General features: G+C 43.3%; 12 protein-coding genes. 2 read left to right on the top strand and 10 right to left on the bottom strand.

Annotated features, from left to right (window positions below):
- Positions 1–6 precede the first annotated feature (6 nt).
- Together HMPREF1212_RS08380 and HMPREF1212_RS08375 are read left to right on the top strand one after the other, a co-directional pair.
- Complete coding sequence (locus tag HMPREF1212_RS08380) at positions 7–3141, top strand: efflux RND transporter permease subunit (protein ID WP_046149048.1); 3135 nt, start codon at positions 7–9, stop codon at positions 3139–3141.
- Positions 3142–3386: 245 nt separating this feature from the next.
- Positions 3387–4853: a catalase gene (locus tag HMPREF1212_RS08375; protein ID WP_046149047.1), complete on the top strand. Its 1467-nt coding sequence runs from the start codon at positions 3387–3389 to the stop codon at positions 4851–4853.
- Positions 4854–4922: 69 nt separating this feature from the next.
- Here HMPREF1212_RS08375 and HMPREF1212_RS08370 read toward each other — a convergent pair whose 3' ends face one another.
- From HMPREF1212_RS08370 to HMPREF1212_RS08325, 10 genes are read right to left on the bottom strand one after another with little or no spacing between them, the layout of a single operon-like run.
- On the bottom strand, positions 4923–5831 hold the full coding sequence (locus HMPREF1212_RS08370; RefSeq protein WP_046149046.1) for a glycosyltransferase family 2 protein: 909 nt from the start codon (positions 5829–5831) through the stop codon (positions 4923–4925).
- A gap of 14 nt (positions 5832–5845) precedes the next feature.
- Positions 5846–7069, bottom strand: coding sequence for a glycosyltransferase family 4 protein (locus tag HMPREF1212_RS08365; protein ID WP_046149045.1), 1224 nt, complete (start codon positions 7067–7069; stop codon positions 5846–5848).
- Positions 7062–8036: a glycosyltransferase family 2 protein gene (locus tag HMPREF1212_RS26290; RefSeq protein ID WP_052724948.1), complete on the bottom strand. Its 975-nt coding sequence runs from the start codon at positions 8034–8036 to the stop codon at positions 7062–7064. The genes HMPREF1212_RS08365 and HMPREF1212_RS26290 overlap by 8 nt, the downstream gene beginning before the upstream one ends.
- A 12-nt stretch (positions 8037–8048) precedes the next feature.
- Positions 8049–9242, bottom strand: coding sequence for a glycosyltransferase (locus tag HMPREF1212_RS08355; protein WP_046149044.1), 1194 nt, complete (start codon positions 9240–9242; stop codon positions 8049–8051).
- Between the two features lie 9 nt (positions 9243–9251).
- Positions 9252–9827: an LbetaH domain-containing protein gene (locus tag HMPREF1212_RS08350; protein ID WP_046149043.1), complete on the bottom strand. Its 576-nt coding sequence runs from the start codon at positions 9825–9827 to the stop codon at positions 9252–9254.
- Positions 9828–9844: 17 nt separating this feature from the next.
- The gene (locus HMPREF1212_RS08345; protein ID WP_046149042.1) at positions 9845–11062 is read right to left on the bottom strand and encodes a glycosyltransferase family protein; all 1218 of its coding nucleotides are present in this window, start codon (positions 11060–11062) and stop codon (positions 9845–9847) included.
- An 18-nt stretch (positions 11063–11080) separates the two neighbouring features.
- Positions 11081–13714: an InlB B-repeat-containing protein gene (locus HMPREF1212_RS08340; protein ID WP_046149041.1), complete on the bottom strand. Its 2634-nt coding sequence runs from the start codon at positions 13712–13714 to the stop codon at positions 11081–11083.
- Positions 13715–13765: 51 nt separating this feature from the next.
- The gene (locus HMPREF1212_RS08335) at positions 13766–14542 is read right to left on the bottom strand and encodes a glycosyltransferase family 25 protein (RefSeq protein ID WP_046149040.1); all 777 of its coding nucleotides are present in this window, start codon (positions 14540–14542) and stop codon (positions 13766–13768) included.
- Between the two features lie 4 nt (positions 14543–14546).
- Entirely contained in the window at positions 14547–15215 is a 669-nt protein-coding gene (locus HMPREF1212_RS08330) for a hypothetical protein (protein ID WP_028728825.1), read from the bottom strand.
- Positions 15216–15244: 29 nt separating this feature from the next.
- Positions 15245–17581, bottom strand: a complete 2337-nt coding sequence (locus HMPREF1212_RS08325; protein ID WP_046149039.1) for a GumC family protein — start codon at positions 17579–17581, stop codon at positions 15245–15247.
- Position 17582: the final 1 nt, after the last annotated feature.

Below are 17582 nucleotides of genomic sequence, written 5' to 3'. Positions count from 1 at the left end.
AACGTTATGGTAAAATTCTTCATTAACAGGCCGATCTTCGCTACCGTCCTTGCCCTGATCATCGTGGTGGCGGGATTGGTCACACTCAATATATTGCCCATCGCCCAATATCCGGATATCACGCCGCCTACCGTACAAGTGTCGGCTGTTTATCCGGGGGCTGATGCGCAGACGGTTTCACAAACCGTCGGTTTGCCGATCGAGCAACAGGTAAACGGTGTGGACGGGATGCTTTATATGAGCTCCAACTCGTCCAGCTCCGGCGTTTATTCGCTGACAATCACCTTTGCCGTAGGAACGGATATCGACATGGCGACTGTCATGGTACAGAACCGTGTCAGTATTGCACAAAGCAGTCTGCCCGAAGCCGTGATCGTACAGGGGATCACGACTAAAAAACAATCGTCCAACATCGTCATGCTACTTTCGCTAACGTCGAAAGACTCGCTCTACGACGGGCTTTACCTAAGTAACTATGCCAGCCTGAACCTGACCGACCAGCTAGCACGCTTGCCGGGCGTAGGATCGGTCAACGTCATGGGAGCCGGTAATTACAGTATGCGCGTCTGGCTCGATCCGGAAGTGATGCGTATCCGTAACCTGACGCCCGACGCGGTTCTCCAGGCCATCTCCACCCAAAACAGGCAGGTCTCTGCCGGGTATGTCGGCCAGCCGATCGCCAAAGCGGATAATCCGTATCAATATACTCTGACGGTCAAAGGTCGTCTGACAACACCGGAGGAGTTCGGAAATATCATTCTCCGTACGGAAAGCGGAGGGAAAATACTCCGCCTGAAAGATGTGGCACGCATCGAACTGGGTAGTTCTTCCTATAATGTGACTTCCCGGCTGAAAGGGCAGCAAGCGGCGGCTATCGCAATCTATCAGCTGCCGGGTTCCAACTCGCTGGAAGTATCGAAAGCGGTACGTAATAAGATGGAGGAGATAGCCTCTACCCTGCCCGACGGCGTTGAATACGGCGTCACGCTCGATACCACGGAGGTGATCAATGCTTCTATCGACGAGGTGCTGGTAACCTTCCTTGAAACGACGGCCTTGGTCGTGCTGGTGATCTTCCTTTTCCTTCAGAACTTCCGGGCGGTCATTATCCCCTGTCTCAGTATTCCCGTATCCCTGATAGGGACACTGGCTGTTATGGGGGCATTGGGTTTCTCCGTCAACACATTGACTTTATTCGGACTGATCCTGGCGATTGCCATTGTGGTAGACGATGCGATCATAGTCGTCGAGAACTCGTCGCGGTATATGGATACGGGGAAATATACGGCACGCGAAGCGGTGACAAAGGCGATGGGCGAATTGGTCGGGCCGGTGATCGGCGTCGTACTGGTTCTGCTGGCCGTATTCATCCCGACTACCTTTATAGGCGGTATCTCCGGACAGCTTTACAAACAGTTCGCCCTGACAATAGCAGCGGCAACCGTATTGAGCGGTATCAACTCGCTGACGCTGACACCGGCACTCTGTGCCCTGTTTCTCCGGACGACTAATGATCCGAAGTTCGTCGTCTTCAAGGTATTCAATAAAGTATATGATAAGACGCAGAAAGTCTATGACGATATCGTCGACCGCATGTTAAAGCATCAGTGGGTCACGTTGATTGTCTTTCTGATCGTTTCCGGAGCTGCGGCCATCCTGTTCATGCGCTGGCCTTCCACTTTCATTCCGGAAGAAGACGATGGTTATTTCATTGTCTCCACCCAATTGCCACCGGCCGCCAGCCTGCCTCGTACGGAAGCAGTCAGTGAGAAGATCAACCGGATACTGGATGGTTATCCGGAAGTGAAAACCTATATGGGTATAAACGGTTTCTCGGTGATGGGCGGCGGCGAACTGTCGAATGCAGCCACCTATTTTGTCGTGCTGAAGAACTGGAAAGAAAGGAAAGGCAAAGGACACACGGCAGAAGATGTAGTGACCCGTTTCAACCGGGAAGCCTACGGTATACAGGAAGCGCAGGTGTTCGCATTGGTTCCCCCGGCCATCCCCGGCCTGGGTGCTTCCGGCGGGTTACAACTTCAGCTGGAAGACCGGAAGAACCTCGGCCCTACCGAAATGCAACAGGCTATCCAGACCTTACTGGAACATTACCACAGCAAACCTCAACTACTTAGCCTGTCGAGTATGTACCAGGCCAACGTTCCGCAGTACAAGCTGAATATCGACCGCGACAAAGTGCAGCTACTGGGATTGCAACTGAGCGACGTCTTTTCAACCCTCAGCTATTACATGGGGGCGGCTTACGTGAACGACTTCGTGGAATTCGGCCGTATCTACCAAGTCAAGATAGAAGCGAGCGACCAGGCACAGAAGGTAATCGACGATGTGATGCGGTTGAGTCTGGAGAACACTTCCGGCAAAATGGTTCCTTTCTCCGCCTTTACCCAGGCCGAACAACAATTGGGACTCGACCAGATCAACCTTTATAATATGTATTCATCCGCCTCTATCACCTGTATCGCCAATCCGGAATACAGTTCAGGAGAAGCCATCAAGGCGATGGAAGAACTGATACAGGAACAGTTGGGGGATAATTTCGGATACGAATGGACTTCCGTTGCGTACCAGGAAACCAAAGAGGGCTCGACAACGATGCTGATATTCGGAATGGCCCTGCTGGTAGCTTTCCTGGTTCTCTCCGCACAATACGAGAGCTGGACGAGCCCACTGGCAGCCATCATGGGATTGCCGATCGCCCTGCTGGGGGCTATCTTCGGTTGCTTTGTGATGGGCGTACCGGTCAGTGTCTATACGCAGATCGGTATCATCCTGCTGATCGCCCTGTCTGCAAAGAACGGTATCCTGATCGTCGAGTTTGCCCGCGACTACCGTGCGGCCGGCAATCCGATCCGTGAAGCAGCCCTTGAAGCCGGGCATGTCCGCCTGCGTCCGATCCTGATGACTTCGTTTGCCTTCGTGCTCGGTGTTATGCCTTTGCTGTTTGCAACAGGAGCCGGAGCAGCCAGCCGCGTATCACTCGGTGCCGCCGTTGTATTCGGTATGGCTGTCAATACGATCTTTGCGACAATCTTTATCCCCAGCTTCTATGAATGGATGCAAACCATACAGGAAAAATGGCTGGATAAGGCTTCTCCCAATAAAAACGTAACAAAACCCTGACAAAAGATCAGGATATATTGTATTCAAAAAAATAACGGTTGCCTGAACTGATCAGAGCAACCGTTATTCATTTCTTCCGGATCATAAACCCCACCTATTGCCACATCAAAATTACCTATTTGACAACTGCTTAAAAACATTTTACATTTGTTGAATAAATTAAAAACAAATGCTGTATAAATCCGGTTACATAAGTATTGAAGGGTAAAATGTTGTCGACTGTATACAGATAAAAATTATTATTTATGGAAAACAAAAAGCTAACAGCTGCAAATGGCCGTCCCGTTGCAGACAATCAGAACATTCAGACGGTTGGTCCCCGCGGACAAGTATTGTTACAAGATCCCTGGTTTCTTGAGAAACTAGCCCACTTCGACCGCGAAGTGATCCCCGAAAGACGTATGCATGCCAAAGGTTCCGGTGCATTCGGTACTTTTACCGTTACACACGACATCACAAAGTACACAAAAGCAGTGATCTTCAGTGAAATCGGTAAGAAGACAGATTGCTTTGTCCGCTTCTCTACAGTAGCGGGCGAACGTGGAGCAGCTGATGCCGAACGTGATATCCGTGGCTTTGCCATGAAGTTTTACACAGAAGAAGGTAACTGGGATTTGGTAGGAAACAATACGCCGGTATTCTTCCTGCGTGATCCGCTGAAATTCCCCGACCTTAACCATGCCGTCAAAAGAGATCCGAAAACAAACATGCGCAGTGCAAACAATAACTGGGATTTCTGGACATTACTGCCGGAAGCATTGCATCAGGTAACTATTACAATGAGCTCCCGTGGTATCCCTGCTTCTTATCGTCACATGCACGGCTTCGGTAGTCATACCTACAGCTTTATCAATGCCAACAACGAACGTATCTGGGTGAAATTCCATCTGCGTACCTTGCAGGGAATCAAGAACCTGACAGACCAGGAAGCGGAAGCGATCATAGCAAAAGACCGCGAATCGCATCAGCGCGACTTGTTTGAAAGCATCGAAAAAGGTGATTTCCCGAAATGGAAATTCCAGATCCAGCTGATGACGGAAGAACAGGCGGAGAACTACCGTATCAATCCGTTCGACCTGACCAAAGTATGGCCGCACGGCGACTTCCCGCTTCACGACGTGGGTATTCTCGAACTGAACCGTAACCCGGAAAACTATTTCGCAGATGTAGAGCAGGCAGCCTTCAACCCGATCAATACGATAGAAGGTATCGGCTTCTCTCCTGATAAAATGCTTCAGGGTCGCCTGTTCTCCTATGGGGATGCACAACGTTACCGCCTGGGCGTTAACTCCGAACAGATACCGGTAAACAAACCCCGCTGTCCTTTCCATGCTTATCACCGCGACGGCGCCATGCGTGTAGACGGCAACTACGGTGCTGCAAAAGGATACGAACCCAACAGCTACGGCGAATGGCAGGACTCTCCCGAAAAGAAAGAACCGCCTTTGAAAGCCAACGGTGATATCTACAACTATAACGAACGCGAATACGACGACGATTATTACAGCCAGCCGGGAGCTTTGTTCCGTCTGATGCCGGCCGACGAACAGCAGGTATTGTTCGAGAACACCGCCCGTCAGATCGGTGGAGCCGAATTGTTCATCCAGCAACGTCACGTACGCAACTGTTACAAGGCCGATCCGGCTTATGGTAAAGGTGTTGCCGATGCTTTAGGCATCAGCTTGGAAGATGCGTTGAAGGAGACAAGATAAGCCCTTCCGTTCCATAAAGTTATTTCAACTTCCTCCTTAGGAGATTTCGTTTCCTGAGGAGGAAGTTAATCAATATCTACAATTATAGGTATCTCCCAGATATTTTCTAATCATCTCCCGGTTTGTACCGCAAGCCTGTTTGATCTCAAAAACTTTAGCATCGACCAAGGTTCTGTACCACCAGCCTTGCAGGAAATGCCACAAAAAACCTTCCTTTCCATCCAGCCATCCACCCTTTATGAAATACCGGTAACAGAAATAAAGAAAGGCACGCCAAAAAAGAGGCATACGTACATAACGATCCTTTATTTTTCTTTTATGCATAGCCTGGGCTACGAGTTGTTTCTCTTCTTCTGGCTGTAATTCATGCCACAAGTTCAGTTCCGTATCCAGCAATTCAGCTGCTTCACGGACAGCATAATTCACATGTTTATTACAGAACCAGGAAAGATTATTCAGATTGTGATCGACAAAATCATAGTCAAAATTCACAAGCCTTCCTTCCAGTAACTGAATATGTTCGTCCATCAGCCTTTGTTCACAAACGGCTTTACCATAACGGAACATGCGAAGTAAATGCACGGGATAAATACCCCGCTTCATCCATTTCCCCAGAAAATAATGTCTCCGTTTAAAAACGATACCGGATACATCTGCCGGTAAAAAAGATACTTTTTCTAATAATTCATCGATCAATTCCGGCAGCAAATATTCATCGGCATCTAGCCGGAGAACCCAATCCGTACGAACCGGAGCATGCTCCAATGCCCAATTCAGTTGCTTGGCATGATTGTTCTCCCATTTATTCTGTAATATCACGGCGCCATATTCCTGCGCTATCTCCAGCGTGCGGTCAGTTGAATAAGAATCTATTATGAAGATATCCTTTGCCAGTTCCCTTATATTTTCCAGACAACGGCGAATATGAATTTCTTCATTATAGGTAAGTATAATAACAGAAATATCCGGCTTATTCATTCTTTATCCTTTTCTTACGTATGGGTTACAGAATCCAACTGATCCAAAAAACTGGAAACCAGCACATTTATATCATACGGATATTTTAGTTTCTGTACATACCGATGTTGCATGTATTGCTCTATCAGAAAAGACAAGCGTTCATAATCCTCTTTTGGGAAAAGCCATTTGTCCTTTTCCGCATCGGCTATATATTCAGAGGCTCCCTGATGTTCGCAAAGCATAAAAGGTATGCCACAGGCATAAGCTTCTGTAAAAACACAGCCAAATCCTTCATAAAAGGTTGGTAATACAAATAAATCCAATGAATTATAATAAGTCAGCAACTCTCTATGATGCACCTCCTTTTCAAACCGGATATAACCGGAAAGACTATGTCCGGCCACATATGCCCGGCATTCGTCGAACAATGGGCCTGTCCCGATAAAAGAGACCCGGAGTTGTCTGTAACCTTTCTGAAATAAGAGCTCTACTGCTTTCACCAATGTGATCTGACTTTTCAGATGATGAAAATTTCCGATACAGCCTATTTTAAATATTGTCTTATCCCTCCTCCCTTCTATGGGATAAAATTTTGTCGGATCCACTCCGTTATATAGCACCAATGAGTGTTTCGGAGAAATCGAAGGCAAGTGTTTTGCCTTTTCGAGTGTCTCCAGATAAGAAGGATAACTCTCATATTTACCGGGACGTGGAAATGACAATAAATTATCTTCAACCACACGACTTATAGAGACATGGCAATCCACCCGGTTGAACAATGCGATATTTGTTTTAGCCCGATAATAGAGATTCGGCTTCATCTTTGCCAGGCGTCCGTTCCGTATCGTAAAAGGATCGCGGTCATGGTGTTGTACCAATGTCCGGATGCGGGGATTCAGTCTTTTCAATGAGATCCCATAAGCGGCAAACGAAGAGGTATGTCCATGTACTACAGCTATCCGGCTTATATCCAGTTCCAACCGGGCAATACATTTCAGAAACATGCTGCAATTAAACCCGTTACTCAGGCCATTAAAGAAGAAAGAAGGCATCTGAACAGACGGAAATAAATGAACTGTTATTCCTTCATATTCATAACTGTCCCGTTTATCGTTCAATGTTGTCGGTTTGAAAACCATTACATCATATTTACCTGTCCGCCGGATCGCCTTCACCTGATCATAAATATAAGGCCCTCTGAAAGAGTCCGGTGTCGGAAAAAAAGGCGTAACACATATATATATTTGATCAGCCATTTTTAAGCCCTCTCAATATAGCTTTTACCTTAGACCCAAGCCTGGCCCCAAAGCTTATCATCCGGGGAGCATGTATATAACCTCCGCACATGAAATAAAAAGTTCTTTCATCTTTCCATAAATCGGTTCTGATTTCCTTCTTACTCCAATAATATTTTTTCAATATACTGATTACTTCCGTTCTGTTACCCTTTATTGCTTCCACTAGAGGGGAAATAAACAAATAACAAATCTGCTTTTTTATTCGTGACTCATAAGGATAAATATCCAGAAGAGACCACACAGACTCAAGCATTTCCATCGATAAACCTAACGTCTTTTCATCTACTTTCCTTGTTACGGAATTTCCGTTCCAGACATAGTTATACAAACAGATATCAAGTACCACGAGCTCCTTCACCTTCAATATTATCTGCATATTCAAATAGAGGTCTTCCCCTATAAAAATCTTTCTGTACACTATTTCATCGAATAATGATTTCCGTATCAGTTTTCCCCAGATAGGCCATAATCCCATGCCGATCATAAATGTCAACAGCTCCTGCCCCGACAAACCGTTCATCCGTTTATCCCAATAATATTCCTGTTTGTCATCACCGAATATCCGGTTAAAACCGGCTATCACACAGTCGGAATCATTTTTTATGATCTCTCGATATAATATTTCTATGGCATCGCTCTCGATATAATCGTCACCATCCAGATGATAGACATATTCTCCCCTGGCTATATCCAGTCCGGATTTACGGGCATAGATCAATCCTTCGTTCTTTTTACTTACCACTACTATACGCTCGTCAACGGCTGCATATTTGGCTATGATCCGGGAAGAGGTATCGGTGGAACCATCATTTACTACTATAATTTCTATATCCCGGAAAGTCTGGTTGATACAGGATGATAAACAGGTTTCCAGATAAGGATCGACATTATATACCGGAATAATTATGGATACTTTTATATTCATACGAAAGAGATTCTATTTATTTAATAACGACTGGAACAAACCAAGCCATTTAGGTCCTATTTTTTCAATACTATATTGTTCGACAGCCCGGACTGCGTTAGACTGCATTTTACTCAAAAGAGATGGATTTGAAGCCAGTTCATATAATTTATCCGCGTATGCATCCAGATCAAACGGCTCTATCAGGTAACCATTTACCCCATCTGTTATTGCATCTGTAACTGCAGCAAAACTAGAAAAAGAAATAGGGACGCAACCATTCTGCATCCCTTCTAGAATAAACATATTAAACCCTTCAAAATTAGACACCAATGATACGATCTTTGCTTTGGCATAATACGCTAACGGAGACTGATAACCATGAAAAAAGACATTATTCAGTCCAAGTTTTTCAGCCAGAATTTCCAGATCCCTCCTTTCCTTTCCATCTCCAACTAACTCCAATTTCCAGCCCGGAAGCCTGTTCTGTATTTTATGCCAGATATATAACAGGCGATCAACCCTTTTTTCCGGATAAGAAAGGCGCCCGACAAATAAGATACAGTCTTCCTTCTGATCCATCGTTCTTACCTCTATATTTGAAAAGGTAAGAGGATTCGGTATAGCTACTATTTTACTTGAAGAGGATATTCCGATCAGTTCTTCAAATTCATCAATATATTGGGGAGACAAAACAACGACAGTATCCGTATACCGATACATAAAATTCATCTTCTTCTTTTTCAGCCTATAGATGCGTTTCTTAAAATAAGGCAATCGAATACGGCGCAGCAACGACCTGGTACTAAGCACCGGACTGCTCCATGAATATTCTAATTTACATAACTCGTTAAAGTTGCGGAATCCGGAGTCTATAGAAGTATGAATGGTGGAAACGATCTTTGTTTCTGTCGTTAGTACCTTATGGTTACACAAATACACATCATCGTTCCAGACATCCTGATTTATCAATATATCTATTTGCAGTTTTTCCAGTAACTGATCTAAAAAAGATATATTTTCAGGAGAATCCCCACGGGCAGAATCCGGCAAAAAGAAGGTACGGATATCTGCATTTTCCAGGGACTTTCCCATATCAACTCTCACTAAATAATAAATAGTATATCCAATCGATTTTAAATAATGAGCCACAAGGTCTGTAACACGTTCAGTTCCTCCATGCTCAGGATCTATCGGATATGTATTATAGAATAAGATATTCACCATCTTAAAAACTTAATCAGTTTCAATTATTCGTTTTTTCAATACTCTTGCCGGATTTCCTCCTACTACCGTCCACGGGGCTATAGCCTTGAATACACTGGCACGTGCACCAACTACCGCACCCTGACCGATCGTCACCCCCATACCGACAAATGAATCTGCCGCTATCCAAACCTGATCTTCTATTATGATCGGGGCAATGATCAGTGGAGAAGCGCTATGGGTTATGTCATGTGAAGAAGCACATAAATAACTCTTTTGAGAAACGGTAGAATGCCTGCCTATTTTTACCGATGCCGGATTATAGCAATCCACCTCCGGCCCCAGACAAGAATAAGCTTCCATCTCCAGATTCCACGGTGCCCAAATCTTTACAGAGGAATAGACTTTTGCCGTAGGATGTAATTTTGCCCCGAAACAACGTAGAAGGAATAACCGCCAGGAATCGAATAAAAACAAACCGAATGGCCGGAAGGCTATGATACGAACCACATTCCAGGCTGCACGGCCCAGTTTATTCTTCAGGCTCAATTTATTCCGATATTTCGACAGGTCGACTTTTATGTCGTTACTATATTCCGGTTTCATACAGCTGTAGGAGATTGTTATTTTAATACGTCCAGAAATCTTAATAAACTCTGCTTTTCCATGCCTACCAGTTCTCTGGCATACTTCCGGGCCATTTCTTTCTTCATATTTATTGTTTCCGGTGATATCTGATCCAGAAACTGCGTAACTACGACTGAGATATTCTCCCAGTCTGAAACCAACCAGACGGCATCAGGGAACATACAGGCTCCATCCGATTCCTGATGGGCATTATATAAGACAGGGGTACCGGCACAGATGGCACTTACGACTTTCGAAGGGACACAGATATGGCTCCAGGCTGAAAGTAAAGAGGCTACATTCACATCGACATATTGCACTTCGTCCTGTGGCAGATAATCCAAGATGCGGACAACGGGATAATTACGGACACGATCTAATATAGACCTCGCTTTACAACCATACAACCGAAGCAACATAATATGTTTTTCAGGCTCTAACTGATCGATCAACTCCAGCAGAAAAGCGGCGTTATGTGCTTCCCCCATATTACCGGCATAACAAAAAATGATCTTATCTTCATTGTCGATACGCCAGGAAGGAATAACCGACGGTTCGTTTTCATAAACTCCGCAGGGAAGAATAATATGAGGTATAAAATCGCATCTATATTGCTTACATAAATAGCGATATTGCTGCTCTCCCAATGCTATCAGGAAATCGGGAACACGACTATAAACAAACGTAAACAGCAAACGGTACCCCCAATTATCCTTAGAGACTAAACCTGCGGAAACAAAAGCCTCCGGATACAGATCCATCGTCCAAAAGACTAAGCGACTACGATAAAAAGGACGTAGTAGAACCGCCCAAGCATTCAACAAAGAGGGATCAGTCATTACAATCTTCAGATCATGACGCGGTAAAAACATGGAACGCAACATCAACCGGCAACCGTCTATCAGGTTAACAGCTAAACGGATCAGATTATTTCTACCTTTATACAATCCCTTGAGCTCAATCGTACGATAAGGTAAAATATCTTCATCGGCAGGCATTTTCCCATTATAGTCGACGTGAATAGAAACAACAGTTACTTCAATTCCTTCCGCAAACAAGTAATCTGCCAGTTTCCTTATCGGATAGCCTGTTGCCGAAGGATGTCGTGCACCATATTTATTTACAATCGTCACTCGTTTGCTATTATTCAAAGGGACATCAGCCCCTTCCCCTCTCTTCTTAAAAAAGAAGAAGGGGTTCTTCATAAACTTCATAAATGATGCACTCCGGTTTTATCCGATTACTTTAAAGATCCAATCGGTTTTCAGATAAGTGACTTTTACGATATATATTTGTTTTTCCGACAAGGGCATACGGATATAGTCGTCTTTCGATTCATTCGTACTTAAAATACGTCCGGCCATATCCATTACGACAATCTTCGATCCGGCACAAATATTGTCCACATACAACATATGATCCCTGACGGAAACAATAGGAGATCCTGTATGGATATCCTCAACGCCCGTATCTATTTCCGCACTTTTAAAGTTAGCATAAATAAGTGCATTCGTTTCATCCAGAATAAATGAATACGGATTTTGAATCGAGAGGGTTTCATTTAATCCATTTGTCCATTTCTCAAAAACAAATCCTTCTTGAGGGGTTGCTGTTACAGTGATCCTAGTTCGTTCTGCCCAATGTCCCGGTCCGGGATGACTACTTACAGTACCGACTGTCTCGGTAGGGGGAATAATTACAAAATCGTAATAAACAGGCCCGGGATTCTGATTCTCTTTAAATTCAGCATAGACAATCATATCGCCGGTCAAACTGAACCTATACGGATTTTGAGTTGAAAGGGTTATATTGTTTCCATTAACCCACTTATCAAAAACAAATCCACTTTTGGGAGTTGCGGTTACAGTGATTGTGGTTCGTTCTTCCAAACGTCCCGGATCTGGTTTACTACTTACCGAACCAACTATTTCAGTAGGGGGAATAAGAATAAAATCATAATGAACAGGTTGGGGAATTTCGACTTTCTTAAATCTGGCATAAATAGCCGTATCCCTTGTTAAGCTAAACGCATATGGGTTTTCCGTTGAAAGCAAATCTCCCTTTTCATTTATCCATTTTTCAAATACAAATCCATCCAGGGCTTTAGCCGTTACGGTTATCTTCGTGTTCTCTTTCTGACTTCCGGTTTCATGACTACTTTTTACTGTTCCTTCCTGTTCATTTTCGGATGCAACAGCAAACTTATAATCAACTCCCGTATTACTAACAAGCCGTTCACTGATAAACGGAGCAGGTGTTTCAGCAATTGTAATTCCGTTTAACAGACCTGTTTCACCATAATTCTTCATCTGTAAAACAACACGATCCTTATATACATATACGATCAGGGTCTGAATAAGCCGGGAATTTCTAATACTGGCATATTCATCGATAGTGCTGCCATAATAACGCATCGACCCGGCAAATGAGGAGCAAAAGCTTTTAGTTCCACGCTCTTTTCCAGCAATCGTCCATATAGCAGAATAATCATCACCAAGGTTAGAGTCAAAATAAGTAGCATCTGTTCCGCTCACCGATACAACGACCGATTTCAAACGGCGATCAGCACCACTTTTCCCGTTCTTCTCATTTGTCAGTGCATGGTACTCTTCATTATCCTTAAAGACGATCAGGTATTGTTTGCCATCCTCTACAGAAGATACTTGAGTAGCTTTCGATTCTCCTCCATCCGTTGAAACAATTTCATATAAAAACAGGTCTTTTGCCTCACGATTTACAGAAAACATCTTAGATCCTGTACTGAAATAAAGATGAGGGGTAATCCCGTCATTAATCTTTATATTGAACATCCCGTTATTTACAGAGGAAACGGTACATATATTTTCATTCTCCAACAAATTAATATTCGAATCACCATAACCTAAATATTTATTGCATAAATCTTTAATACAAAACAGGGTTCCTGATTCATTCTGGTCTGTTTCCACATACCAGTTTCCGTTCGAATCATATTGGGTAACCCGTTGAGCTGTTTCCGTCCGTATGTATGCATTGTCTCCCCCATGATCATGCCCGTAAATATAAATCAGATTCCTATATTTAGTGAGGGTCGATTTCAGTAAAACAGTCGATTCGACAGGATTCAATCCTTTATTTCCATGAACATGAATGCTTTTGGAATCGGCAAAAGGGAAATGAGCCATAAAGAATATCGTCTTATCAGGATCGTCTTTACATATCTCTTCCAGTTTATTCTTACACCAGGTTACGGATTCAATGGAATACTGATAATTTATAGCACTCTGGTACAAAAATTTCCCTGTATTTAAACATACAAAATCAAAACCATTAATGACATAATGGAAGGCTGCCAGCAAATCATATTTACCATCCAATGTCTTCTCATAAAAACAATCTTTTTCGTCGAGTTCACCTACATTCGTTTTCATCGGGAAAGTGTAGAAGTCACCCGCATTATAGTTGGCGGAGCCTTCTCCCTGCCAGACATCTTTCCCTACTTCATAATCATGGTTCCCGTTAATATAAAGTACCGGTTTATTCTTTGCATCGTCCTGAAAAGCTTCTAAAGAGGCTTCATGCATCAATTCGCGGACTCTTTCCCAATTACTTTTCGGTATCGAGACATCGCTGGTATAGTCACCGTTCATAACAAGCAAATCTATATTCTCTTCTTTCTTAATCCTTTCTATCGTATTGATAACTGTTCCCCGCAGACGGACATTCTCAATACTTCCACTGATAAGATCCTGCTGGTTATGAAGGTCCGAGAGTATGGCAACAGTAAAGATCGGTTGGTCATTGCCTTTATTGTCTGTTGATTCTGCAAATAAGTTAGTAACAAAAAGAAAAGTTGCAACCAGTAAAATCAGATATAATTTATTCATTTGAATTGATATTTATTTTTGACATAAAAATGGTAATACCATAAATGCGGATCAGTTACGGTCTTTGAAGTAATTCCTGAAAGACAAGACCTTTGCAGACAGCAATAGTTCACAATAAAATCGTGTCCAACAATGTTTTAACTGATACCGAAACGGTAAATCCGATAAACGGACATAATCCGTACAATCATCCTGTATTTCAGATGGCTTATCGATGCTGGAGCCTCCGGAAATAAACGTAGGATAGATCCCTTCAGCCAGTATGCCTATCCTTTTCATATATGTAAAATCATCGGCAACAATAGAAGGACGCGATGCTTTCAATAATCGCTCCGCAGCCTTCTTGTTGATCAGATAAGCACATGCACCATAAGCATCCCAAAGCCTGTAAAAAGAGAAGTTATCGACCAGATGGACACTTTTGGTGTAATAAATAGCATGTGTAGTAAAAGAGATGATATGAGGTTGTGCACTTTTCATTTTTCCAGCCATCTCTTTTATCAGGCTATCCACTCTTTCCGGATAAAAAAAAACTACATCATCTTCCAGTACCAAAGCGAACTCTTCATCCGACGCCAATAGTCTTTTGTAACATTCCCGATGACTGTGCACGCAACCAATCTCACCACGCTTGGGAGTTCGCCGGTACCGATAAGTGAATTTTAAAACGTCAAAGTTCTTTTTTACATCTTCTGAAGACATTCTTCTGCCGTTAACTGCTTCCACTATTTCCACATCCATACACGGATACTTGGTAACTTCAGACAACAAGGCATTTCTGCGAACGACAGACTCTTTCATATTTATCACATACGTCTTTATCTTCATTCGATCACTTTTGAGAAAAACGATAGACCAGACCAGCAGTAACCCCCATATATCCTTCCAGTTTACGGCCACCGGTATGGCTATTGAACTTATCTCTCACGATCGTACCATCCATTTCCAAAGCAACACTCCAAAAGTCTGTCAGACGAAAATTCACCTGTCCTCCCAAAATCATAGCAGGAGAAAATTTTGCAGAGAATTCATTCCGGGAAGGTGTCCAGGCACCTCCTACCCCTGTATACAAAAAAACAGACACCGGACGATTCGAGTTCTTTTCGGCTCCCCAGTTCATTACATTGGTAATAAATTCCACATAGCCATCCGCAAAATAAAACTTGCCATCGGAATCGACTTCTTTTACTTTCACTGCACCGTTTTTAAACACACCTCCGTCCAATTGCATACGAAGTCCCCACACTGATGAAAACCAACGGGCAACAGAGAGTTTGCCATAAGGAGTTATAAAATCAGCTTTCTTCATGTCACCATCCCATTCTCCCTGATACAAAGTTGCACCTCCAGACAAAGAGACTGTCCAATAACTACTGTTATCCCCGGTTTGCGAAACCTGTATATCCGGATTCGTATTTCCGGAAGATTCCTGCTCCACCTGAGCAAATACAGAAACTACGTTCAAACAAAAAAGAAGCATAAAGCAAGATAGAGCTTTCATAATCAAATTAGTTAGTTTATTATTATTATTTATTTTGAATTAGAATCAGATGCATAACCATATCCATAATAGCCATAGCCGTAGTATCCGTAACCATACCCATATCCGGCATGTTTGTTACATACACCATTCAATAAAACCGACATACCTGGTAATTTTTCACTTGTATATAAGTTCTCTATTTCAGGCAATTGTCTACGATCCATCACTCCCTCACGGATCACATAAATACACAAGTCTGCAATACGGCTGATTATCTGGGCATCAGCTACCAGCCCGTAAGGAACTGTATCAACCAGAATATAATCATACTGTTCCCTCAAGCCGGCTACCAACTGATCCAGGCGCGAAGTCAGCAACAGTTCGGAAGGATTGGGCGGAATAGGTCCGGAAGTAATTACATCAAAATCGCTGTTGTTTTTATAAGGGCGGATCAACTGCTTGAATTCATTAACCCTGCCGGCCAGATAATTCGTAATACCCGGTAAAATACTTTCACCCGGTTCCCTCTTTGAACCTTTACGTATATCCATTTCCAGTAGGATCACTCGTTTTCCTGTCTGTGACAGGGAAATAGCTAGATTTAAAGAGATGAACGATTTGCCAGCACCTGGATTAGAGGAAGTTAACATGATAACCTGTGCTCCTTTGTCCTTATCCAACATAAAATCAATATTCGTACGAACGATACGGAAAGCTTCGGATGTACCGTCATGACCATGCTTAGCTGTATCTACCCCTTGTTTTTTCCTGTGACGGTAGGGAATCTCTCCCAGGAATGGAATGGTGAGGTTGTCTGTGATATCTTTACGCCCCCGTACGGTTACGTCCAGCATCGGTTGCAAATAAAAGACTAATCCCGGTATAATCAGGCCTATTAAAAACGCTCCCAGCAGAACCACTATCTTGTTCGTTCCGGCAACACCAATTCCGTAAGCCCAGTCGATAACACGGACATTACTATTAGTCGTAGCTATGCTCAACGCATTTTCTTCCCGCTTATTCAATAGATAGAGATAAAGTTCCTCTTTAATCTTTTGTTGTCTTTCCACCGTTAAGACATATTTCTCCTGTGTCGGAACGGTTGCAATCCGTCCATCTACTTTGGCAAGCCGGCTGCGTACGTCCGACAATTTCCGTGACATAGCATGCTGAAGGTTATCCAGCACTTTCAGAATGGTCACGCGCAAAGCCTTCAGGTCAGCTTCTTTTTCTTTGACAACCGGACTGCGATTTCCCTTCTCTTTCAGCTTATTTCTGACCAACAGGATAGCATTATATTCAGCAATCAACTCTTCTACGCCCGTATCCATAATGCCGCTATTTACCGGAAGTAACTGCCATTCTTTTATCGGATCCCGAAGATATTCGCGGATCAGCCTTACTAACTCCTTCTGGCCTCCCAACTCTATTTCTTCCTGTTCATACCGGCTACGGTCGCTAACAAAAAGCCCAGCCTCCGAAGTGAGATCGACCAGTTGATTCCTTTTTTTAAAGTTCTCGATATCACTATCCACTCCACCCAGTTCATCATTGATAATAGCCAGACGCTCATCGATAAAAACACCCGTATTCTGAATGATCAGATTTTTATCACGGATAGCTTCATCATTGTATACATCAATCAAAGTATTCAGAATAGCATCCGCACGTTCCGGATTCGTGTCCTGGTATTTCAGAGCCATAAGTGTCGCCTCCCTCTCCGCCAGTTCCACTTCCAATCTCGACAAGCAGGATGCGATAGCCGCTTCTTCCGTAATACAGGAAATCTGTATAGGTATACCGAAATAGACTTTTCCCAATAGGGGAGATAGGTTTACAACTATCTTTCCTACCGATGTTTGTACTTCCTGACCAAAATGTTCCTCTGTTATCCGATCCTCGTCATCCGGAAAATCAGTCATCTGATAGGTCGTCGACGATATGGGAATAACCGTAAAAGTAACGGGTAATGACAAAGTTGAATCCGGGAATTCCACCTGGACAGGTGAGTCATTATAGAGTATTTTCTTTCTTAGACCTTGTTTTAACGAGTATTCCCGGTCAAGCGACAAACGGCGTACGACTTCCATCATCAATGAACGGGATTTAAAAACCTGCATCTCATTGTTTACATCATAATTCTGGTTAAAGAGTTGTTTTTCTATAAATGCTTCTTCCGTATTGGATTGTTTCTTCAGCATAACGATTGCCTGCCGTTTATAGACTGTAGGAACTGTTTGCAAATACACATAAGCCACTATCAGACAAAGCAACACAGAGATAACAAACCAATACCATTTTGAAAAAAGAACATCTATAATCGTGCGGATATTAAACTCTCCGTTTAAATTCAACTTCTCGGTATAAGGTATTTGTTCTTTCATG

The sequence above is a fragment of the Parabacteroides sp. HGS0025 genome, assembly GCF_000969845.1.
Classification (GTDB): Bacteria; Bacteroidota; Bacteroidia; order Bacteroidales; family Tannerellaceae; genus Parabacteroides; species Parabacteroides gordonii.
This window is presented reverse-complemented; position numbering and strand designations above follow the sequence as displayed.